Here is a 23,611-nt window from a genome sequence, read left to right as displayed (position 1 = left end):
TTAAATCAACTGAATATATATTCGTAATTGATTTTAAATTCAAAGAGGTTGCTATGAATCCGTTCAGACTCTCTGTGGAACAGCTGGAAAAGAAAGCGCGGGCTGTTCGCCGTCGCATCATCATGCTGAATGCCAACAGCCCGGCGGGCGGGCATACCGGCGCCGATCTGTCGCAGGTGGAAATTCTCACCGCGCTCTACTTCCGTCTGCTTGATTGCGCACCGGAACGGACGGAGGATGCGACGCGCGATATCTATATCCAGTCAAAAGGGCATGCGGTGGGCGGCTACTACTGTGTGCTGGCAGAAGCGGGGTATTTCCCGGAAAGCTGGCTGCCGACCTATCAGCACGCCGATTCCCATCTGCCGGGCCATCCGGTGAAACATAAAACCCCGGGCATTGAACTGAATACCGGTGCGCTCGGGCACGGCCTGCCGGTGGCCGTCGGCATTGCGCTGGCGGCGAAGAAAGATAACAGCAAGCGGCGGGTGTTTGTCGTCACCGGCGACGGCGAGCTGGCGGAAGGCAGTAACTGGGAAGCGGCGTTAGTGGCGGCCCATTACGGCCTCGATAATCTGACGATTATTAATGACAAAAACAAACTGCAACTGGCGGGCGCGACCAGCGACATTCTGAATACCGATCCGCTGGATGAGAAGTGGCGGGCATTTGGCATGAACGTTACTGAATGCGCCGGCAACGATATGCGTGCGGTGGTGGAAACGCTGGAAAATCTGCCCGCCAACGGCAAGCCGAATGTGGTGATTGCCCATACCGAAAAAGGCTTTGGCATCTCGTTTATTCAGAGTAAGCCCGAGTGGCATCACCGGGTGCCAAAAGGCGACGAGATTGAGCAGGCGATGGAGGAGTTGAAAGATGAGTAATTCAGCACATCTGGCCGACGTAATGGTACAGGCTTTTATCGATGCGGTAGAGCGCGGGGTTGATCTGGTGCCGGTGGTGGCCGATTCGACCTCAACCGCCAAAATCTCACCATTTATTAAGCAGTTTCCCGGACGGCTGGTCAATGTCGGCATCGCCGAGCAGACGCTGGTGGGCGCAGCAGCGGGGCTGGCGATTGGCGGTAAAGTGGCGGTGACCTGCAATGCCGCACCGTTTTTGATCTCACGCGCGAACGAGCAGGTGAAAGTCGATATTTGCTACAACAACACCAACGTTAAGCTGTTCGGTCTGAATGCCGGCGCCAGCTATGGCCCGCTGGCCAGCACCCATCACAGTATCGACGATATTGCGGTGATGCGTGGCTTCGGCAATATCGAAATCTATGCCCCTTCCAGCCCGCTGGAGTGCCGCCAGATTATTGACTATGCACTGGAGCATGTTGGCCCGGTCTATATCCGCCTCGACGGTAAGGCGCTGCCGGAACTGCACGATGACAGCTACCGCTTTGTCCCCGGCCATATTGATCAGTTGCGCAGTGGCCAGGATATCGCGCTGGTGGCGATGGGCTCGACGGTGCATGAGATTGTCGACGCCGCAGCGACGCTGGAACAGCAGGGGATCTCGGCAGCTGTGATCAGTATCGCATCGATCAGACCTTGTGATACCCAGGCGCTGCGCAAGCTGTTAAATCAGTATGCATATGTCATCACCGTTGAAGAACATAACGTTAACGGCGGCGTCGGCAGCCTGGTGGCGGAAGTGCTGGCGGAGGGCGGTTGTGGCGCCAGACTGAAACGGCTGGGGATCGCCGATGGTGAATACGCTATTGCCGGCGATCGCGCTTCAACCCGCGCGCGTCACGGCATTGATGCTGCCGGTGTGGTCAACAGCGCCGTGCAGGTGTGCCAGGGAGAATAATCATGTGCGGCCCGCTAATTCTGGCAATCGATGAAGGTACCACTAATGCTAAAGCCATTGCCGTCGATGGTGATGGCCGGGTCGTGGCGCGCGCCAGCCAGCCGTTGCAGATTTTCCATCCGCAGCCAGGTCTGGCGGAGCAGGATCCGCTGGCGATCTGGCAGGCGGTGCGTCAGGCGATCGGCGACTGTCTGGCGCAGTGTGACGGCGCAACGGTGGCGGCGGTGGCAATCAGCAATCAGCGTGAGTCGATTATGATCTGGCAGCGCCGCGACGGCCAGCCGCTGACGCCGCTGGTCAGTTGGCAGGATCGCCGCTCGGAAGCGCTGTGTCGTGAATTACAGCAGAGCGGGCAGCAGCCGCTGATCTCCTCGCTGACCGGGCTGGCGGTGGACCCGATGTTTCCCGCCGCCAAGGTGACCGGCATGCTGGCGGCGCTCCATGATGGTTATCAGCGTGCGGCGGCAGGTGAGCTGTGCATCGGCACGGTTGATAGCTGGCTATGCTGGCAGCTGACCGCCGGGCAGCAGTTTGTCACCGATTACGCCAATGCAGCGCGCACCCAGTTGTTTAATATCCACCAGGCGCAGTGGGATGACAGCCTGCTCGGGCTGTTTAAGGTGCCGCACCAGGCGTTGCCGCAAGTGCAGCCCTCGGCGGCGCACCATGGCACGGTGCAGCGACAGGATATTGCCGGGCTGGCGGTCGGTACGCCGATTCTGGCGCTGATTGGCGATTCGCATGCCGCGCTTTACGCGCAGCGCACTGCCCGTGGCGAAGTGATTAAAGCTACCTATGGCACCGGTTCATCGCTGATGATGTCGATGCCGCAGGCGGTGATCGGTGATGGCGGCTTAAGCACTACGCTGGCCTGGCATGATGGTCAGCTACGCTACGCTTTTGAAGGTAATATTACCCATACCGGCTCCGGCGCCGCCTGGCTGTCACGGATGCTGGGGGTGAACGATCCGCAGCGGCTGACGGAGATGGCGCAGCGCAGCGACAGCAATCAGGGCATTTACTTTGTTCCGGCGCTGTCAGGGCTGGGGGCGCCCTGGTGGGATCTGCAGGCGCGCGGGCTGATCTGCGGCCTGACCGATGCCGCCACGCCGGAGGTGCTGGCGCGGGTGGCGCTGGAGTCGGTGGCATTTCAGATTGCCGATGTGTTTTTCGCTATGGAAAAGACCAGTGACCAGCCGCTGGCGCAGTTGTGTGTCGACGGCAGCGCTACGGAAAATAGCTGGCTGATGCAGTTTCAGGCCGATCTGCTGCAACGTCCGTTAATTAAAGCGCCAACAGCGGAAGTTTCAGCGCTGGGCGCCGCGGTGCTAGCCGGACGTGAACTGGGCTGGTGGCGCGCAAGCAGCGAACTAAGCGCATTACAGGGTGGCTCGACAATTTATCCGCGCGAATCGCAGGTGCACTTGATGCAGCAAAACTATCAGGGCTGGTTAGCGGCGGTGGCGCGTTGTCGTTATCAGCCGGATGGCTCTTTTAACTGTTGACGCCATTGTCAGATCCGGCCAGGCTAAATCACTGCTTGCGAACCTGACTGGAGAATACAGTGATAAGAGTGGAAATGCTCTCAACTGGCGATGAAGTGCTGCACGGACAGATTGTTGATACCAACGCCGCCTGGCTGGCGGATATGCTGTTCCAGCATAGTTTGCCGATGACCGGGCGATCGACGGTTGGCGACAGTTTGCAGGCGCTGGTTAACGCCCTGACCGAACGCAGCCGGATTGCCGATGTGCTGATTGTTAATGGCGGCCTCGGGCCAACCAGCGACGATCTGAGCGCCCTGGCGGCGGCTACCGCACTGGGCGTGGAGCTGGAGATTCATCAGGCGTGGCTGGAGAAGATGGAAGCCTTCTTTGCCGGTCGCGGTAAGCCAATGGCGCCGAGTAACCGCAAGCAGGCGGAGATTCCGGCTGGTGCTGAACTGATCGATAATCCGGTGGGGACCGCCTGTGGTTTTGCCATTCAGCTTAACCGCTGCTGGATCTTCTTTACCCCCGGCGTGCCGTCAGAATTTAAAGTGATGGTCGAGCAGCAGATCCTGCCGCGACTGAAGCAGCGCTATACCTTGCCTGAACCGCCGATCTGTTTACGTCTGACCACGTTTGGCCGTGGCGAAAGCGATCTGGCGGCCGAACTGGATGTGTTAACCATGCCGGAAGGCTCGGTGCTGGGCTATCGCTCTTCAATGCCGATTATCGAACTGAAACTGACCGGTCCGGCGGCGCAGCGCGCGGCGATGGAGCAGGCCTGGCAGCAGGTGCGGACGATGGTAGCGGACTGCACTATTTTTGAAGGCACCGAAGGTTTGCCAGCGCTGCTGGCGCGGACCCTGAATGAGAAACAGCTGACGTTAAGCGTCAGTGAGCAGTTTACCGCCGGTTTGCTGCAGTGGCAGCTGGCCTCCGCCGCGGTGACGTTAGCGGCTGGCAACGTTCTGCCGTCGCAACCGGAGTCATTGCAGGCTATCGCCGCTCGCAGCAAGGGGCTGGCGCAGAGCAATGGCTCATCGCTGGCACTGGTGGTCGGCGGTTATCATGACGATCTGCTGGGCTTTGCGCTGCATACGCCGGACGGCACTTTTGCGCAACTGGTGAAGTTTAATGTCAGCCGTCACGGTCTGAAAACCCGTCAGGAAGTGGTGGCGATGATGGCGATGAATATGCTGCGTCGCTGGCTGAAAGGTGAAGCGGTGACGACCGGCCATGGCTGGATTGATGTGCTGGAGACGATTAAGGTTTAGGGGATGGGGTGCGGGCGGCGAGAACGCCGTCATCACGCAGAATGCAAACCATCGACACGGGCGGCGAGAACGCCGCCCCTACAGGAAACGGTGATCTTTTGTAGCGGCGGCGTTCTCGCCGCCTGCCACGCAACGGTTAAATCTCAAGCTCAATATCGCCTTTCGCCTTGCAGCAGCAGGGCAGGATCTCGCCCTCCTGCACAAATGCAATCGGCTTTGCCGCATAGCAGACTTCGCCTTTCAGCAGGCGCACCCGACAGGAACCACAAAAACCTTCCCGACACTGATATTCAAGGTACGTTTTATTGGCTTCCAGCGCGACCAGCAGTGACGGATAGTCTTCATCGCATTGCAGCTGCGCACCGGAAGTGCGCAGGGTAATGGTCAACGCGCTCATGGCTTACAGCTGGAAATCGCTGAAATCGTCGCCGTTGACTTCGGAGTCAATCTGGCCGACAAGGTAGGAGCTGACTTCCACTTCCTGCGGCGCCACCTGCACGTTATCCGACACCAGCCAGGAGTTGATCCATGGAATCGGGTTAGAACGCGTCTGGAATGGCAGATCGAGGCCAACCGCATTCATACGGATATTGGTGATGTACTCAATGTACTGCCACAGAATATCTTTGTTCAGACCGATCATTGAGCCGTCACGGAACAGATATTCCGCCCACTCTTTCTCCTGCTGCGCCGCCAGCACAAACAGGTCGTAACACTCCTGGCGACATTCGCGGGCAATCTCCGCCATTTCAGGATCGTCTTCACCGCTGCGCAGCAGGTTCAGCATATGCTGCGTGCCGGTCAGATGCAGCGCTTCGTCACGGGCGATCAGTTTGATGATTTTGGCGTTGCCTTCCATCAGCTCGCGCTCGGCAAAAGCGAATGAACAGGCGAAGCTGACATAGAAGCGGATCGCTTCCAGCGCATTAACGCTCATCAGGCAGATATACAGCTGCTTTTTCAGCTCGCGCAGACTGACGGTAACGGTTTTACCGTTAACCTGGTGGGTGCCTTCGCCCAGCAGATGCCAGTAGCTGGTCATCTCAATCAGATCGTCGTAGTAACCTGAGATATCTTTGGCGCGCGACAGGATCTGCTCGTTGGTGACGATATCGTCAAACACCAGCGCCGGATCGTTAACGATATTGCGGATAATATGGGTGTATGAGCGCGAGTGAATGGTCTCGGAAAACGCCCAGGTTTCTACCCAGGTTTCCAGCTCCGGGATCGAGATCAGCGGCAGCAGCGCGACGTTAGGGCTACGGCCCTGAATCGAGTCGAGCAGCGTCTGATACTTCAGGTTGCTGATAAAGATATGCTTCTCATGGTCCGGCAGCGCCTGATAATCAATGCGGTCGCGTGAGACGTCAACTTCTTCCGGGCGCCAGAAGAAGGAGAGCTGTTTTTCAATCAGCTTTTCAAAAATGTCATATTTCTGCTGGTCAAAACGTGCCACGTTAACCGGCTGACCGAAGAACATTGGTTCTTTCAGCTGGTTGTTTTTGTTCTGCGAAAAAGTGGTGTAAGCCATGGTGTAAATCCAGTTAGCTAATGTGATGGCCGGGGAGTGCCCGGCCATCAGGGATTACGGAACAGCAAGCCGTCGCGAATTAAATCTTACAGGCGCCACTTTCGCAGCCATCATCCTGAATCGACGGTGCCAGATCGTCCTGCGCATCTTCTGCGCCATCACGGGTGTTCTGATAATAGAGGGTTTTCACGCCAAATTTATAGGCGGTCAGCAGATCTTTCAGCAGCTGCTTCATCGGTACGCGACCGTTGGCGAAGCGCGTTGGATCGTAGTTGGTGTTGGACGAAATCGCCTGGTCGATAAACTTCTGCATCAGACCCACCAGTTGCAGATAACCGTCGTTATTTGGCATATCCCACAGCAACTCATAGTTGTCTTTCAGACGCTCATACTCCGGCACTACCTGACGCAGGATACCGTCTTTTGACGCCTTGATGCTGATATGGCCGCGTGGTGGCTCGATACCATTGGTGGCGTTTGAGATCTGCGAAGAGGTCTCAGACGGCATCAGCGCAGAGAGCGTGGAGTTACGCAGGCCGTGAGTTTTAATCTCCTCACGCAGCGCTTCCCAGTCCAGATGCAGCGGCTCGTTGCTGATAACATCCAGATCTTTCTTGTAAGTGTCGATTGGCAGGATGCCCTGCGCATAGGTGGTTTCATTGAACCACGGGCATGCGCCTTGCTCTTTCGCCAGTTCGTTCGAGGCTTTCAGCAGGTAGAACTGAATCGCTTCGAAGGTTTTGTGCGTCAGGTTGTTGGCACTGCCATCGGAGTAACGTACGCCGTGTTTCGCCAGGTAGTAGGCATAGTTGATGACGCCGATACCCAGGGTACGACGACCCATCGCCCCGCGCTGCGCGGCCGGAATCGGGTAGTCCTGATAATCCAGCAGGGCGTCAAGCGCGCGCACCGCCAGCGTTGCCAGCTCATCCAGATCGTCGAGGCTGTTAATCGCGCCGAGGTTAAACGCCGACAGAGTACAGAGCGCAATCTCACCGTTTTCGTCATTCACATCCAGCAGCGGTTTGGTCGGCAGCGCGATTTCCAGGCACAGGTTGGACTGGCGCACTGGCGCGATAGCCGGATCGAACGGGCTGTGGGTGTTGCAGTGATCGACGTTCTGGATATAGATACGACCCGTTGAAGCGCGTTCCTGCATCATCAGCGAGAACAGATCGACCGCTTTAACCCGCTGTTTGCGGATGCTGTCGTCGTTCTCATATTTGGTGTACAGACGCTCAAACTCATCCTGATCGGCAAAGAAGGCATCGTACAGGCCGGGCACATCTGACGGGCTGAACAGGGTGATATCGCCACCTTTCAGCAGACGGGTGTACATCAGCTTGTTGATCTGCACGCCGTAGTCCATATGACGTACGCGGTTGCCTTCCACGCCACGGTTGTTTTTCAGTACCAGCAGGCTTTCAACTTCCAGATGCCACATCGGGTAGAACAGCGTCGCCGCGCCACCGCGCACGCCGCCCTGCGAACAGGATTTCACTGCCGTCTGGAAGTGTTTGTAGAACGGGATACAACCGGTGTGGAACGCTTCGCCGCCACGAATCGGGCTGCCCAGCGCACGAATGCGGCCAGCGTTGATGCCGATACCGGCGCGCTGCGAAACGTATTTCACAATTGCGCTGGAGGTGGCGTTAATTGAATCGAGGCTGTCGCCACACTCAATCAGTACGCAGGAGCTGAACTGACGGGTCGGCGTACGCACGCCGGACATAATTGGCGTTGGCAGCGAGATTTTAAAGGTGGAGATCGCATCGTAGAAACGCTTAATGTAATCCAGACGGGTTTCGCGCGGATAGCCGGAGAACAGGCAGGCGGCGACCAGAATATAGAGGAACTGCGCGCTCTCGTAGATTTCACCGCTGACGCGGTTCTGCACCAGATATTTGCCTTCCAGCTGCTTAACTGCGGCATAGGAGAAGTTCATATCACGCCAGTGGTCGATAAAACCGTCCATCTGCCCGAACTCTTCTTCCGTGTAGTCTTCCAGCAGATGTTTGTCGTATTTACCCATCTCGATCATTCGCGTGACCTGATCGAGCAGTTTTGGCGGTTCAAACTGGCCGTAGGCTTTTTTACGCAGATGGAAAATCGCCAGGCGCGCGGCCATATACTGGTAGTCAGGCGCATCGCGCGAGATCAGGTCGGCAGCCGCCTTGATCACCGTTTCATGGATATCGGACGTTCTGATGCCGTCGTAGAACTGGATGTGCGAACGCAGTTCAACCTGAGAAACAGAGACGTTTTGCAGGCCTTCCGCCGCCCAGTCGAGAACCCGGTGGATTTTATCAAGATTAATACGTTCTGTGCGGCCATCGCGTTTAGTGACGAGCAGACTCTGATTCATGTCGCGTTTTACCTGTCCGTGAAATTATCCCCGGTTTATACACAGAAATCTCATTGTGAGTAACTCTGTGGATAAACACTACATATAGGGGGTAGGGGATGAATGTGTAACTAGATGGTGAGTATTCTAGTAAGTTATGCGCGTATAACAAGAGTTGATTTCTGAATGGATTTGCGGTTCAGGGGCTGGCTTTTTTCCTAAGTCCACGTTTCTCAAGGCTCGTCGGCCTGTCAATCCTTATGATAAAAAAATGAATTATTTGATCGAACGCTGGTTTTCTATCCATTGCTTATTCCAGCCACTTTTCTTTGTCGCAAAAGTGGTCTAAGCAGGGCGATTTTATCGCTCCGCTAACATAAGACAGACGATTTTATCGCCAGTCATAAACACCCTATAATTTAGGCTGGTATGCGTACAGAAGGAAAAAGATCTGGCTGGCGGGGGATAAGCTAAGAAAAAAGTATGACAGCTGGATGTCAGGGGAGCGAGCGGCGAGAACGCCGCCCCTGTAAAAACCATCATAACCTGTAGGGGCGGCGTTCTCGCCGCCCGCAGGATCAGGATTCAACTACGCGATGGGTATGCAGCATATAATTGACATCCACACCGCGCCCTAAACGGAATTTATTGGTCAGTGGGTTGTAATGCAGACCAATAATATGACGTTCGCGCAACGGGGTTTCATCCACCCAGTTCAGCAGTTCAGCCGGACGGATAAACTTCTTAATATCGTGGGTGCCACGCGGCACCATGCGCAGGATATATTCCGCGCCGAAAATCGCCATCAGCCAGGCTTTGCTGTTGCGGTTCAGGGTGGAGAAAAACACTTCGCCGCCCGGTTTTACCAGACGCGCGCAGGCGTGCACCACGGAGCGTGGATCCGGCACATGTTCCAGCATCTCCATGCAGGTCACCACATCGTACTGACCGGCAAACTGCTCCGCATGCTCTTCAACGGTTTGCTGCACATAATCAATTTTAACGCCGCTTTCCAGCGCATGCAGGCGCGCCACTTCCAGCGGCTCGGCGCCCATATCCAGACCGGTCACCACCGCGCCTTCACGCGCCATGCTTTCCGCCAGAATCCCGCCGCCGCAGCCCACATCCAGCACCTTTTTACCAAACAGGCCATCGGCGTGCTGCGCAATATAGCCGAGACGCAGCGGGTTAATGCGGTGCAGTGGCTTGAATTCACCTTCCATATCCCACCAGCGCGAGGCGACCGCTTCAAACTTGGCGATTTCAGCATGATCAACATTAGGTGCGGCGGGTTTTGGCTTTACATTCATCGAATCTGGACTCCGGCTACAAAATTTTCTCCTCAGTATAACCTTTTCGCCAGCGAAGGGCACGAAGCCGCCCTGACGGGAATAAAGCGCGGCATTACGACGCTTTCCATTCACCGTTTCGGCGCAATGTGATATACTTTCGCACCTTTGAATCCGGGACTAATGTAGAGGGATAGCGGCTCTATGAGCGACCTTGCCAGAGAAATTACACCGGTCAATATTGAGGAAGAGTTAAAGAACTCTTACCTTGATTACGCCATGTCGGTCATCGTTGGCCGCGCATTACCAGATGTTCGGGATGGACTGAAACCGGTCCACCGTCGTGTGCTTTTCGCCATGCACGTTCTCGGTAACGACTGGAATAAAGCTTATAAAAAGTCTGCCCGTGTGGTCGGCGACGTTATTGGTAAATATCACCCACATGGTGATACCGCGGTGTACGACACTATCGTGCGTATGGCGCAGCCATTCTCATTGCGCTATATGCTGGTCGATGGGCAGGGTAACTTCGGTTCCGTCGACGGCGATTCCGCGGCTGCGATGCGTTATACCGAAGTTCGCATGTCGAAAATCGCCCACGAACTGCTGGCGGATCTGGAAAAAGAGACTGTCGATTATGTGCCTAACTACGATGGCACCGAGCAGATCCCGGAAGTGATGCCGACTAAAGTACCCAACCTGCTGATTAACGGCGCGTCGGGGATTGCTGTCGGTATGGCGACCAATATTCCTCCACATAACCTGACTGAAGTGGTTAACGGTTGTCTGGCCTATATCGACGATGAAAACATCAGCGTTGAAGGGCTGATGGAACACATCACCGGACCAGACTTCCCGACCGCAGCCTTTATTAATGGTCGTCGCGGGATCGAAGAAGCCTATCGCACCGGTCGCGGCAAGATCTATATCCGCGCCCGTGGCCAGGTGGAAGCCGATGCGAAGACCGGTCGCGAAACCATCATCATCAATGAAATTCCGTATCAGGTGAATAAAGCGCGCCTGATCGAGAAGATCGCCGAGCTGGTGAAAGAGAAGCGTCTGGAAGGCATCAGCGCGCTGCGCGATGAGTCCGATAAAGACGGCATGCGCATTGTGATTGAAATTAAACGCGATGCGGTTGGCGAAGTGGTGCTGAATAATCTCTACTCGCTGACGCAGCTGCAGACCTCTTTCGGTATCAATATGGTGGCGCTGGACCAGGGCCAGCCGAAAATTATGCCGCTGAAGGATATTATCGTCGCCTTTGTGCGCCATCGTCGTGAAGTGGTGACCCGTCGTACCATTTTCGAACTGCGCAAAGCGCGCGATCGCGCCCATATCCTTGAAGCGCTGGCGATTGCGCTGGCGAATATCGATCCGATTATCGAGCTGATCCGTGGTGCTGCAACCCCAGCTGAAGCCAAAGCTGGCCTGATTGCCCGTCCATGGGATCTGGGCAACGTTTCGGCGATGCTGGAACGCGCCGGTGATAACGCTGCACGTCCGGAGTGGCTGGAAGAAGAATTTGGTATTCGCGACGGTCAATACTATCTGACCGAGCAGCAGGCTCAGGCGATTCTGGATCTGCGTCTGCAGAAACTGACCGGTCTTGAGCATGAAAAACTGCTGGACGAGTACAAAGCGCTGCTGGAGCAGATTGCAGAGCTGCTGCACATTCTGGAAAGTGCTGAGCGCCTGATGGAAGTGATTCGTGAAGAGCTGGAACTGATCCGCGATCAGTTTGGCGATGCGCGCCGCACCGAAATCACCGCTAACAGCGCCGATATCAATATCGAAGACCTGATTAATCAGGAAGATGTTGTGGTTACCCTGTCGCACCAGGGCTACGTTAAGTATCAGCCACTGACTGATTACGAAGCGCAGCGTCGTGGCGGTAAAGGTAAATCGGCCGCACGTATTAAAGAAGAGGACTTTATTGATCGTCTGCTGGTGGCCAACACCCATGACACCATCCTCTGCTTCTCAAGCCGTGGCCGTCTCTACTGGATGAAGGTCTATCAGCTGCCGGAAGCCAGCCGTGGTGCGCGTGGACGTCCAATCGTCAACCTGCTGCCGCTGGAGCCGAATGAGCGTATTACGGCGATCCTGCCGGTGCGCGAATATGCGGAAGGTCTGAATATCTTTATGGCGACCGCCAGCGGCACCGTGAAGAAAACGGCGCTGACCGAGTTCAGCCGTCCACGCAGCGCCGGTATTATCGCCGTCAATCTGCGTGACGATGACGAACTGATTGGCGTAGCGCTGACTGATGGCAACGATGAAGCGATGCTGTTCTCCGCCGCCGGTAAAGTGGTGCGCTTCGCCGAGCAGGCAGTACGCGCCATGGGCCGTACCGCTTCTGGTGTGCGTGGTATCAAGCTGGCAGAAGGCGACCGCGTTGTGTCGTTGATCATTCCTCGTGAAGAGGGCGCGATTATGACGGTAACGCAGAACGGTTACGGTAAACGTACCAGTAACAGCGAATACCCGACCAAGTCGCGTGCCACTCAGGGCGTTATCTCGATCAAAGTCACCGAACGTAACGGACCGGTTATCGGTGCGGTGCAGGTGGTCGATGGCGATCAGATTATGATGATCACCGATGCCGGTACGCTGGTGCGTACCCGCGTGTCTGAGGTCAGCGTCGTGGGGCGTAACACCCAGGGCGTGATCCTGATTCGTACCGCAGAAGATGAAAACGTCGTGGGCCTGCAACGTGTGGCAGAGCCGGTAGCAGAAGAAGAACTTGATGCTATCGACGGCAGCGTGGCGGAAGGTGATGACGAGATCGCGCCAGAAGTGGAAAGCGATGACGATATCCCGGAAGGCGACGACGAGTAATCGTTAAGCGTGAGATAAAAAGGCCAGCATTGATTGCTGGCCTTTTTTATGGGGCTGAGTTATTCAAGTGTCAGCTGTTCAGGCGTGCATTGATACAGGGCGGCAAGGCGCTCAAGATTCTCTTTACGTGGTTTCTCCGATTTCTCAAACACGGATACTGATGCCTGGGTGATACCGAGTTTCTCCGCAACCTGTTTTTGCGTCATGCCGCGGTAGAGGCGCCAGGCGGCCTGCATAGTGCAATTTTTAGCGGAGAAAATGTTAATCACCTCATTGGGATATTTAACATTATCGCTTGCGCCAGCTTCATCCTGGATGGATTCATAGCGTTCGTCCCGTTCCCGCTCTGCAATCAGTATTTCGAAAAATGCGACGGGAATAACCACGGAAATTCGCTCACCTTTGGCGTTAGTAATATCGCGGCTTTACCCGTCCAGCTTAACTGGGTCATTACGTTACCTTGTAATTTCTGCACCAGACTATCTGCGCCACATCCTGCACTTCCTGTACAGGGCTATATATCTGCATTAAATCCCTTTAAATTGACTGTAAACCCTGTTTTCTATGTTTGTTAAATGTTACCCAGTGGCTCGGTATCAGCGAGACGCGTCGCTAATCACTATAATCCGGTTGTGCTGCAAAAAATTCTCCACGGCGGCAATCACCTGCTGATGAATGGCGGTACGCTGGCTTGTCGCCGTGTCGCAGATAAAGGCTTCGCCATCTTCCGCCAGAATATGCGCCGCCTGTGGCTGACACAATGGCAGAAAATCAAAATGTCCGGCATCGGTCAGCTTCTGCTGCGGTAAACGCAGCGTATCGCTCCCCAGATTTAGCGGTTTTGCGGCGTGAATATAATATCCGGCAGCCAGCACCAGCACCGGTATATCAATGCTGGCGAGGCTTGGTGGCGTAAAGACATAAGCCATTCCCGGATCCAGCGCGATAACAAATTTTACCCGTTGATCGCGATAGCTGGCCGCCAGCCGTGCAACGTCCAGCTGCTGAAGGTTCAGTTTACCCTGTACGTAAAACTGGCAGTCCGGCATTTGCGGCATAGTGCGGCAGTAATCAACAAAACGCTGGCGGGTAATTCTGCCGCCAGCCAGCGCCAGCGCGCTATAGCCGCCTTTAGAGTGACCAATAACACCGACTCTCTGTGCATCAATGGCGCTGCCCCATTGTTTACTGCCGAGTATCGCATTCAGCATAAGGCTGATATCGCGGGTTTGCAGGGTGATATCAATCGTGGGCCTGGAGTCGCCAGTGGTGCTGCCGGGGTGACTGGCAGCCACCACTATCATGCCCCTGGCGGCAAGCTGCGTCGCCAGCCAGGCGAGGCTGGTATTATTGCCGCCGCTACCGTGCGTCAGTATCACCAGCGGAAACTTACCGGCGGCCAGCGAGGCTGCGGGGATGGCAGAGAAACCCTGGAATACGGCATTGGCTGCCTGGGGGGTCGGCAACGCGCCGGATTCAGTGGGATAGAACCAACGCAGCGACAGGTTGCGTTGTAGATCGGCGGTAGTGATGGTCTGTGTCTGGTTACCGACGCTATAGCTCCAGCTACAGTGACTGAATAACAGGGTAAAGAGGAGACAAATAATACGCATAGCTTTAATTCCTTCAGGTTAAAGCGTTATCATCCCGTGAATCCGATTAATCCTCGTCCTCGATCACGATTTGCACCCTGGAAATATGCTGATTCCTGTCAATTTTATGCTGAGCTTCTGTTTTCTGTTGCTGCTGTTGCGTACGTTATTACGCCAGCGGGACGCGCGATTCTTTGTTGCGCTGCTGGTGCTCTGCATACTGCATTACCTGCTGGCAGGGGTTCGCGAAATCTGTCCGCATGCTTTCGTGGTGCGCTTACTGCCGGTGACAGCGATGGCGCTGCCGTTATTATGCTGGCTGGCATTACGTCAGGCTGGCGCGCAGTCGGCGCCGCTGTTATGGCTGCAGGCGCCGCTCAGCCTGATGGCGCTTTGTGTCTGGCAATGGCCGCAGGGCATTGATGCGTTGCTGCTGGTGACTTATCTGGCCTGCGCCGCGGCGATGCTGTCCGGATTAGCCAAAGGCGAGGCTGCTTTTGCGCCACAGACGCTGGCGCTTAGCAGCTGGCGTCTGATCGCGGTGATGCTGATTTGCTGTGCGCTGCTGGATCTGGCGGTCACCGCCGATATTTCGCTGTCCGATGGTCTGTGGCAGCGCGCATTATTGCTGACGGGTCAGGTGCTGCTCTGTCTGGTTATCGGCCTGGCGCTGGCCATTACCCCCGTTGTTTCACTGACTAAGCCGGAAAGTTCATCGCGCGAGGCTGACGAAAATGATGAGCAGGTGTTCGCGGCCGTCGAGCAGTTAATGCGCGACCATGCACTCTATCGCGATAGCGGGCTAAATCTGGCGAAGCTGGCACGCAAAAGCGGTATTCCGTCACGTAAAGTGTCAGCCGCGATCAATCTGATGCGTCAACAGAGCGTATCGCAATACGTCAATCAGTGGCGTATTGAAGAGGCCTGTCGACTACTAAGTCACAGTTCATTACCGATTATCGAGATTATGGAAGCGGCAGGATTTGTCACTAAATCGAATTTTAATCGCGAGTTTTTGCGTATTACCGGTAAAACGCCATCGCAATGGCGCACTGCACAGTTTGTGGCGGGCAATATATCCGGAACCCGCTGCTGACAGCAGCGCCAGTTCTGGCTTTTTATTACCAGTGCAGCTACTGTATCGGGATCGCAAAAACCGCGCCGACACTTTGCCGCCATAGGTTCCTCTTGAAATATCTTGTCTCGTTTCGCACTACGTTAAGGATCTCCCGCTACCTGTTTCGGGCGCTGGCATTAATGCTATGGACGCTGGGCGCGCTGCTGACCGCCTTTTTTATCATTAACGTCTTACACGAGAAAGAGTCGCAGGTGCGTCAGGAGTTCAGCGCCAACTACGATCAGGCGCAGTGGTATATCCATCACTCCACCGACGTCACGCGCGAGCTGAAATATATTGCGGAAAACCGTCTTAACGCTTCCGCCAACGGCCTCGGTATGCTGAATGGCGTATTCCCCGGCAAAACTACGCTGCCACAGTTTTACCCGCTGTATGCGGATTCCGACTGTTCATCGATGAGCAGCAGCTGGCGCAGCTCGCTGGAGTCACTGAGTTATTTTCTGAATTACTGGAAAACCAATTTCTCATCTGCTTATGAACTGAACCGGGTGTTCTTTATCGGCGGCGAAAGCCTGTGTCTGGCGGATTTCGCTATCGGCAGCGCTTCGATCGATCGTGAGCGGGCGCTGAAATCACTGAATGAGCGCATCTTGCGCTACCGCAACAGTAATACCGATGAGCGTAAAAACAGCCTGTACTGGATCGCCTCTGCTACCCAGCCAGGCGTCGGCTACTTCTATATGATCACCCCGGTGTATGTCGCCAATAAACTGGAAGCGCTGCTGGGGATTGAGCAGAATATCCGGCTGGATGACTTTATTGCGCCGGGCAATCTGCCGGTGGTGGCCACCATTATTGACCAGAATAATCAGCCGATTCTTTCGTCGGCGCGCAATGGCGCCAGCTTTGCTACCGATAGTTTGCCGGAAGATAAAGCGTGGTTCGGCTACCTCGATGGTTATAAGCAGCTGGTTATGAAGAAAACGCTACAGCCCTCATCACTGAGCGTGGTCTACTCCATCTCCACTGATGTGCTGGTCAGTCAGCTGAAAATGCTGATTATCAATGCGCTGTTGCTGAATTTATTAAGCGGTATTGTGCTGTTTTCACTGGCGTGGTTGTTTGAGCGCCGCATGTTTCTGCCCGCGGAGGATAATGCTCACCGGCTGGAAGAGCATGAGCAGTTTAACCGTAAGATCGTTGCCTCGGCGCCGGTCGGGATCTGTATTCTGCGCACCAGCGACGGCACCAATATCCTGAGTAATGAACTGGCGCATAACTATCTGAGTTTGCTGACCCAGGAAGATCGCCAGCGCCTGACCGAGATTATTTGCGGCCAGCAGGTTAACTTTGTCGATGTGCTGACCGGCAGCAATACCAATCTGCAAATCAGCTTTGTGCACTCCCGCTATCGCAATGAAAATGTAGCGATCTGCGTACTGGTGGATGTCAGCGCACGCGTGAAAATGGAAGAGTCGCTGCAGGAGATGGCGCAGGCGGCAGAGCAGGCCAGCCAGTCGAAATCGATGTTCCTTGCTACCGTCAGCCATGAACTGCGCACCCCACTGTATGGCATTATCGGTAACCTCGATCTGTTACAGACCAAAGCGCTGCCAAAAGGCGTTGAATCGCTGGTTACCGCGATGACGAATTCCTCCAGCCTGTTGCTAAAAATTATCAGCGATATTCTCGATTTCTCGAAAATCGAATCTGAACAGCTGCGTATTGAGCCGCGCGAATTCTCACCGCGCGAGATCATTACCCATATCGCCTCCAACTATCTGTCGCTGGTGGTGAAAAAGCGCCTGACACTTTACTGTTTTATCGACAGTAAAGTGCCGATTTCACTGGATGGCGATCCGCTGCGCTTACAGCAGGTAATCTCTAATCTGCTGAATAACGCGATTAAATTTACCCATACCGGCTGCATTATTCTCCACGCCTATGTCAAAGAGGGGTATCTGGCGTTTCGTGTGCGCGATACCGGCGTCGGCATTCCGGCGAAAGAGATTACCCGCCTGTTTGATCCTTTCTTCCAGGTCGGCACCGGTGTGCAGCGTAACTTCCAGGGCACCGGCTTAGGGCTGGCGATCTGTGAAAAGCTGATCAATATGATGGATGGCGATATCGAGGTGGATTCCGAGCCGGGGATGGGCAGCCAGTTTATTATCCGCATTCCGTTGTATAACAGTCAGGTAGTAGCGCCACCGCTGCATGAAGGTTTGCAGGATAAACAGGTCTGGCTGGAACTGCGCAATGAGTATCTCGCCAGCTTCCTTGAAAGCCTGCTGCATGAGCACGGTATTCAGGTTTATCGCTATGACGAAAGCCGTTATGGCAGCGATGATGTGATTATTACCGACTATGATTTTGTCGCACAGCGTCAGGTGCGGGCGGTGATTGAGTTTGATGGCCTGCATATTGATATGCCGCAGGAAGTCAGCAGCGGACGCTGGGTATACAGCACCGCCACGCCTCACGAATTACCGGCGCTGCTGGGCCGTATCTATCGCGTACCGCTCGATGTGCCGGAAGGTCTGGCGCTGATGCCGGCAGCGGAAGAGAGCGTCAATAACGAGGATATTCTGATCCTGGTTGTCGACGATCACCCGATCAACCGTATGCTGCTGTCCGATCAGTTAGCCTCGCTGGGCTTCCGGGTGAAAACTGCGCAGGACGGTGTCGATGCGCTGAATGTGATTAGCCGTAGCGAGATTGATATCGTACTGAGCGACGTCAATATGCCGAATATGGATGGTTATCGCCTGACGCAACGGTTACGCCAGCTGGGACAGACGTTCCCGGTGATTGGGGTGACGGCAAATGCGCTGGCGGAAGAGAAGCAGCGTTGTATGGAAGCGGGGATGGATAACTGTCTGTCGAAACCGGTGACGCTGGATACGCTACAGAAGACCTTGTCGTTTTATGCGGAGCGGGTAAGAAAGGGCAGGGAAGGGTAAAACCAGGGCGGCGATAACGCCGTCATTACAGATGGTGCAAAATTCGCAATACGGGCGGCGATAACGCCGCCCCTACGGATGGTTCTGGGTAGGGGCGGCGTTATCGCCGCCCGTGATCATCAGAACTTAGTCTTTCTCGACCGGCATTGAGCTGACTGAAGAGAGATAGTTCAGCAGTGCAATATCGTTTTCCACGCCCAGTTTCATCATCGCTGATTTCTTCTGGCTACTGATGGTTTTGATACTGCGGTTCAGTTTTTTGGCAATTTCTGTTACCAGGAAACCTTCTGCAAACAGACGCAGAACTTCACTCTCTTTTGGTGACAGACGCTTATCGCCATAGCCACCCGCGCTGATTTTCTCCAGCAGTTTCGCCACGCTGTCCGGCGTATACTTCTTGCCTTTCTGCAGGGCTGCCAGCGCTTTCGGCAGGTCGGTTGGCGCGCCTTGTTTCAGCACGATCCCTTCAATATCCAGATCCAGTACTGCGCTGAGGATCGCCGGGTTGTTGTTCATCGTCAGAACGATAATCGACAGATCCGGGTAGTGGCGTTTGATATATTTGATCAGAGTAATGCCGTCGCCATATTTCTCGCCTGGCATCGACAAATCGGTTATCAGTACATTTGCATCTAACTTCGGTAGGCTGTTAACCAATGCTGTGGAGTCTTCGAACTCACCAACAACGTTTACCCATTCAATCTGTTCAAGTGACTTACGAATGCCAAAAAGAACAATCGGATGGTCATCGGCAATAATTACATTCAAATTATTCATCTTATTGGTTACCTTGCTGCAGCAGTTCATCGACGTAAGCGTCGATGTTACTGGTGGTATTTTTAATGTTTGAATCGTCACACTCTTTAATGTGCTGTTCTAACGTTTCACAAAGCTGCTTGCCTGGTACCAGATTGAGCATGGCAAACACGCCTTTCAGGCGATGCGCTGTCTGAGCAAGCGAACTGTAATCTCTGTTCGCCGACTCATTATACAATCTCTTTACATCATCCGGTACTGTGTCGACAAATAGCTGGTAATAACCGCTATTTAACAGCGGTGTGTCATCCTGTTCTTCAACAGGTTCATCACCAGGCACATCCTGCGCCAGTTGTTGTTCAATCAGTTGCAACAATGCATCCAGCACTGCGCTACTGATATTGAAGTTGACCCGGTATTGATTATCGCTAATCGCCCGGAACCCCATCTCATCATCCGTGAGCAATAGTGACCACGGCGTTAAACGCGCCGGATCGTCAGTGACCAGAACATCATGATCCTGGCCGGAGAAGCGCTCATCCGGCGTAATGCAGTTGGCGCCCCAGTTCTCCAGTTGATGACAGACAATTTTGCGTACGTCATCAACAGTAATTTCAATTAATGCGGTCAGCCCCTCCAGCAGTTTCTCTTCCTGCGGCTGCTGGTTTTCCAGCGGCATCTGCAAATTAATACTGTAGCGGGTGCCAATATCCGGTTTGGCATGCACTTCTAAATGGCCGCCCAGCTGCTTACACAGCTGCTTGCACAGGAAGAAGGCGAGGCCGGATGCCTGACCAAAGCGATCCTGCGAGGTTTCGCCAAGGAACGGGAAATCGGTATTACCCAGTTCATCGACGGTTAAACCGGCACCGGTATCGACGATCTGAATCGTCAGACGATCGGGGCGCTCTGCCGGCGAGTCGATATCCAGCGTAATCTTGCCCCAGTTGGTGGTGGTCAGTGAATAGTGCAGCAGCGTGGTCAGTACCTTGCGAATGGCGCGCTGATCGCCAAAGCGCATTTCGTCGCTGCTCAGGCGGTTGCGCACCAGCAGCGTCAGCCCTTTACGGCGCGTCAGCGGCAGCATCTCTAATGCCACATCATCCAGCAATGTTTGCAGATTGAAAGAGGTGGCATCCGGCGTCCAGTCATGGGTTTCCAGCCGGTTCAGCAGCACAATATCCTCGACCAGACGATGCAGCGCCTGGGTTTCCTGCAATATGTCCAGCTGTGCGTCATCTTCACTGTGTATGCTGAGCTGCTGGATATGCTCCACCACATTACCCAGCGGACGATACAGCGCATGACCGAGATTCTGCAACAGCTGTTGCCGCATCTGATGGTTCTTATCCAGCACCTGTTGCGCTTTTTGCAGCTTTTTATTTACCAGCAGTTCACGGTCCTGGTCACGCATCATAAACAGCTGAGTATGCGGCGACACTACGCTGCGCGCATGGCGGATTTCATACACTTCATTATTGACCGTCGCCTGCAGCACGCCCTGATGCTGATCAGACATATTAATGATTTTTTGCAGGTTCAGATGCGGCAGCAGATGTTCGGCAATTTTATTGCTGATAATGGTGCGGTTAGTGGCAAAGTCATACACCAGCAGGCCGACCGGCAGACTGGCGACAATCTCTTCATTCAGCACCCGCAACGCATCAAGTTCGGCGCTCTGATTCTCACTCGGACGCAGCGACTGGTGTCGCAGCAGAAACAGTCCGGCCAGTGACATCAGCAGCAACAGCAGATTAGCCAGCAGTGGCCACATCAGATTACGTAAGGTATCGAACACCAGGCTGCTAATCGGCACGCGATACACCAGCTGCAGTGGGGTGCTGGTCAGCGAAGAGGCAATCTCGACATTCGGATTAACCAGCGAGATCCGGGTGTTCTGCGCATCATCATCACTTTGCGTGCCTTCGCTGGTGACAGTGCTGTCCTGTTTCAGCTGGAAATTTTCCAGCGGCATATTATGCGGGATCAGATCGTTTACCGGCAGATCAAACGCCACCACCGTCGCCAGATGGCCCGGCTGATTAAAGGTGGTACGCACGGTAAAATAGTTATCGTTCTGCCAGGTAAAGCGGCGCAGTGGCGAGAAGCTTTCGCGCTCGTCCAGCGCATTGGCCTGCTGCAACATCTCTGCACGGCGTGCATCAACAATACTGTTAATGGCGCTCTCTTTATAACGCGTGGCCATATCTTTTAACGGCAGCGTGGAGACCAGAATCAGGCTGTTGTCCTGACCATTAAGGAAATACATCGACCAGGTGCTGTTTTCCGCCCCCCACAACGTGTCGAGATAGTTGGACATGCGCAAGGTCATATCCAGCGTGCTGCTGTCGTGAGAACCAAAAATCAGCGCTTCAGTTTTACGGCGCGTCTTTTCCAGATAATAAACATCCTGGCGCAGCCGCGTCTCCTGCAAACTGTTTGGCGGCGTCCCGGCGGCGCTGGCCGCGAGATTTTCATAGATTTGCCAGGTGGCAAAACGATAAGTGTCGATGCGTTTTTGCATGCTGTGGGTGATATCGGACATCGCGTAGCGCTTTTCCGTCAGCCACGCGTTAACCGCGTTATGGATCATAAATCCTAACGCCAGCAGTAGCACCAAAATGAACATCACAAAGAAGCGCGTGACATTGCCTGAGGTGAGGGGAAACTTATATGGCACCATAGCTTAACGTGACACCCAAAATTATCGTGTAACCAGCCGGGCGCTGGCAGCAACAGCTAAAAGCAGTACCGCGATGGCTGTAAAGGCCGTCGTCAGGCTAAACCACTGGGAAACAAACCCGACCAGTGCCGGACCTGCCAGAATACCTGCATATCCGATGGTTGTCATGGCCGAAATCGCCAGGTTGACCGGCATCGCATCCTGTTTTCCGGCCGCGCTGAACAGGATCGGTACGGTATTCGATGCGCCAAGCCCCACCAGAAACAGCGCCACTAATGTCACTGTCACGTCGTTTACGCTGACCGCAAGGAAAATCCCGGCCGCAGCGCTCAGGCTGCCACAGAACAGAATCGTGGTGCTGCCGAAGCGACTGACGGTGCGATCGCCGGTCAGACGGCCAATGGTCATCGCGACGGAGAACACTGCATAGCCCAGACCGGCCTGCGATGCGGGCATGCCGCGGCTGTTAGTCAGGAACAGCGCGCTCCAGTCGAGAATCGCCCCTTCGGTAAGAAACAGAATAAAGCACAAGATGCCGAGGAACAGCACCCAGCCGCGCGGCAGCACCAGCAGCGGCGTATCAGGCTGATGCAGACGCTGGCTTAACAGATGCTTCTGACTGCTTAACAGCAGCAGAAAGATCAGTGCCGCCACCATCAGCACCGCATGCAACGGCATCAGGCCCGTCCACAGCAGGGCGCTGACCAGACCGGCGCCGGCGATGCCGCCGATACTAAAGAAGCCGTGGAAACCTGACATCATGGCGCGACCGGAGGCTTTTTCCACCTCGACCGCCTGAATATTCATCGCCACATCCAGTACGCCGATGGCGGCGCCAAAAATCATCAGCGTGATTGCCAGCGCAATTGACGTCGACAGCGTGGCCAGTAGCGGCAGCAGCAACATCACCGTCAGGCTGGCGAAGACAATCAGCGCCTTGCAGCCATACCTGGCCACTAACTTGCCGGTCAGCGGCATGGCGACCAGCGAGCCGAAGCCCAGCGACAGCAGCAACGCGCCCAGTGAGGCATCACTCAGGCCAATACGGATTTTTGCGTAGGGAACCAGCGGCGCCCAGGCGGACATGCCCAGCCCGGCAATAAAAAATATCACGCGGGTGGCCAGCTGCGTGGCGGGCGACTGTTGCCGCGGAATGACGGAGTCCGTACTGGTCATTAATATGCTTTTATTTTCAACTATTCAGGTGCTCTTTTTACCATATAAATGGCGCGTTTAGAATGTAAACAGTCGTAGTGAACCTTTTGCCACCCGCAGCCAGCAGGCATTTAATGTAAGCCAGAGAGTAATTAACCGATAAAAACGGCAGTGTTAACTTAATTCTCCGCACTAAGGCCAATTTCCAGATATTTCCTGGCAGGGGCATAAAGGTTCGTAAAACGAAAATAAGAGGTCAGCTATTGAAAACGTTTATTTTTAACCCTTTCCCGCGCTTCGCTTCTGCCGCTTAACTTTTCGCCACCCAGAGCATGCTCTGCTTGTGCGGGCAATCACAAATCCTTGTGAATTATATTCATTATTTTCCCCTGTAAATTATGTGGAATTTGGTATTTTTCACCATGGTTTCGCTCTGCCATCGGCGTTAAGTCATCGTCGCCAGCCTGATTAAAATCAAATCATTAGGTGTGTAGTTTATTATTTATTCAGAAATAATTGGAGCAATATGATAATTTTTTCTAAACTGTGAAATTAAATTAATTTATCGATAAGATAAATATTCATCACGACTTAGTGCCGCTTAATTGCTTATATCTGGATAATGAAAGAAAGAGGAAATAACACCTCATAGCACTGTTTAAGCCATTTGCACGACTTTTTTTGCTTTTTTTCGCTGATAAACACCAGGTCAATAAATATTCACGAAGGTGAAAGTTAATGATTTCGTAATCACCAGGATTCTGCAGATTTTCTGTAGTTTCTTGCGTGGCGTTTACCCA

The 23,611-nt window shown here is 54.3% G+C and carries 16 protein-coding genes; 7 read left to right on the top strand and 9 right to left on the bottom strand.

Annotation, left to right across the window (positions count from 1 at the left end; translation table 11 throughout):
* Positions 1 to 53 precede the first annotated feature (53 nt).
* The 4 genes from J2125_RS04055 to J2125_RS04040 are packed head-to-tail and all read left to right on the top strand — an operon-like array spanning position 54 to position 4,582.
* Complete coding sequence (locus tag J2125_RS04055; protein ID WP_017803456.1) at positions 54 to 884, top strand: transketolase; 831 nt, start codon at positions 54 to 56, stop codon at positions 882 to 884.
* Positions 877 to 1,821 carry a transketolase family protein gene (locus J2125_RS04050; protein ID WP_017803457.1) on the top strand — a complete coding sequence of 315 codons (945 nt, stop codon included), beginning with the start codon at positions 877 to 879 and terminating at the stop codon, positions 1,819 to 1,821. The genes J2125_RS04055 and J2125_RS04050 overlap by 8 nt, the downstream gene beginning before the upstream one ends.
* Before the next feature lie 2 nt (positions 1,822 to 1,823).
* Positions 1,824 to 3,326: an FGGY family carbohydrate kinase gene (locus J2125_RS04045; RefSeq protein WP_017803458.1), complete on the top strand. Its 1,503-nt coding sequence runs from the start codon at positions 1,824 to 1,826 to the stop codon at positions 3,324 to 3,326.
* 59 nt (positions 3,327 to 3,385) lie between these two features.
* Positions 3,386 to 4,582 (top strand): nicotinamide mononucleotide deamidase-related protein YfaY, encoded by a 1,197-nt coding sequence (locus tag J2125_RS04040; RefSeq protein ID WP_026112038.1) that lies wholly within the window; start codon positions 3,386 to 3,388, stop codon positions 4,580 to 4,582.
* 136 nt (positions 4,583 to 4,718) lie between these two features.
* Here J2125_RS04040 and yfaE read toward each other — a convergent pair whose 3' ends face one another.
* The 4 genes from yfaE to ubiG all read right to left on the bottom strand — a co-directional run bounded on the left by yfaE (position 4,719) and on the right by ubiG (position 9,767).
* A complete protein-coding gene (yfaE, locus tag J2125_RS04035) occupies positions 4,719 to 4,979 on the bottom strand; it encodes a class I ribonucleotide reductase maintenance protein YfaE (protein WP_017803460.1) in 261 nt (86 codons plus the stop codon).
* A 3-nt stretch (positions 4,980 to 4,982) separates the two neighbouring features.
* Positions 4,983 to 6,113, bottom strand: a complete 1,131-nt coding sequence (gene nrdB / locus J2125_RS04030) for a class Ia ribonucleoside-diphosphate reductase subunit beta (protein WP_017803461.1) — start codon at positions 6,111 to 6,113, stop codon at positions 4,983 to 4,985.
* A gap of 79 nt (positions 6,114 to 6,192) precedes the next feature.
* Entirely contained in the window at positions 6,193 to 8,478 is a 2,286-nt protein-coding gene (gene nrdA / locus J2125_RS04025) for a class 1a ribonucleoside-diphosphate reductase subunit alpha (protein ID WP_017803462.1), read from the bottom strand.
* A 557-nt stretch (positions 8,479 to 9,035) separates the two neighbouring features.
* Complete coding sequence (gene ubiG / locus J2125_RS04020) at positions 9,036 to 9,767, bottom strand: bifunctional 2-polyprenyl-6-hydroxyphenol methylase/3-demethylubiquinol 3-O-methyltransferase UbiG (protein ID WP_017803464.1); 732 nt, start codon at positions 9,765 to 9,767, stop codon at positions 9,036 to 9,038.
* A gap of 183 nt (positions 9,768 to 9,950) precedes the next feature.
* Here ubiG and gyrA point away from each other — a divergent pair, with 183 nt between their 5' ends.
* The gene (gene gyrA, locus J2125_RS04015) at positions 9,951 to 12,587 is read left to right on the top strand and encodes a DNA topoisomerase (ATP-hydrolyzing) subunit A (RefSeq protein WP_017803465.1); all 2,637 of its coding nucleotides are present in this window, start codon (positions 9,951 to 9,953) and stop codon (positions 12,585 to 12,587) included.
* 59 nt (positions 12,588 to 12,646) lie between these two features.
* On the opposite strand, the gene J2125_RS04010 is transcribed toward gyrA, so the two are convergent.
* The gene (locus J2125_RS04010) at positions 12,647 to 12,973 is read right to left on the bottom strand and encodes a helix-turn-helix domain-containing protein (RefSeq protein ID WP_017803466.1); all 327 of its coding nucleotides are present in this window, start codon (positions 12,971 to 12,973) and stop codon (positions 12,647 to 12,649) included.
* A 210-nt stretch (positions 12,974 to 13,183) separates the two neighbouring features.
* Complete coding sequence (locus J2125_RS04005) at positions 13,184 to 14,200, bottom strand: alpha/beta hydrolase family protein (protein ID WP_017803467.1); 1,017 nt, start codon at positions 14,198 to 14,200, stop codon at positions 13,184 to 13,186.
* An 85-nt stretch (positions 14,201 to 14,285) separates the two neighbouring features.
* Between J2125_RS04005 and J2125_RS04000 the strand changes: the two genes are divergently transcribed.
* Positions 14,286 to 15,275, top strand: a complete 990-nt coding sequence (locus J2125_RS04000; RefSeq protein WP_017803468.1) for a helix-turn-helix domain-containing protein — start codon at positions 14,286 to 14,288, stop codon at positions 15,273 to 15,275.
* Between the two features lie 92 nt (positions 15,276 to 15,367).
* On the top strand, positions 15,368 to 18,217 hold the full coding sequence (rcsC, locus tag J2125_RS03995; protein ID WP_026112041.1) for a two-component system sensor histidine kinase RcsC: 2,850 nt from the start codon (positions 15,368 to 15,370) through the stop codon (positions 18,215 to 18,217).
* A gap of 126 nt (positions 18,218 to 18,343) precedes the next feature.
* On the opposite strand, the gene rcsB is transcribed toward rcsC, so the two are convergent.
* From rcsB to J2125_RS03980, 3 genes are read right to left on the bottom strand one after another with little or no spacing between them, the layout of a single operon-like run.
* Positions 18,344 to 18,994, bottom strand: a complete 651-nt coding sequence (rcsB, locus tag J2125_RS03990; RefSeq protein ID WP_017799486.1) for a response regulator transcription factor RcsB — start codon at positions 18,992 to 18,994, stop codon at positions 18,344 to 18,346.
* 1 nt (position 18,995) lies between these two features.
* Positions 18,996 to 21,653, bottom strand: coding sequence for a phosphotransferase RcsD (gene rcsD, locus J2125_RS03985; RefSeq protein WP_026111486.1), 2,658 nt, complete (start codon positions 21,651 to 21,653; stop codon positions 18,996 to 18,998).
* Between the two features lie 24 nt (positions 21,654 to 21,677).
* Positions 21,678 to 22,832: an MFS transporter gene (locus tag J2125_RS03980; RefSeq protein WP_017799484.1), complete on the bottom strand. Its 1,155-nt coding sequence runs from the start codon at positions 22,830 to 22,832 to the stop codon at positions 21,678 to 21,680.
* Between the last annotated feature and the right edge of the window lie 779 nt (positions 22,833 to 23,611).

This window comes from Winslowiella toletana, assembly GCF_017875465.1.
GTDB lineage: Bacteria > Pseudomonadota > Gammaproteobacteria > Enterobacterales > Enterobacteriaceae > Erwinia > Erwinia toletana.
The sequence above is the reverse complement of the archived record's forward strand: the minus strand, read 5'-3'. Positions and strand labels throughout refer to the sequence as shown.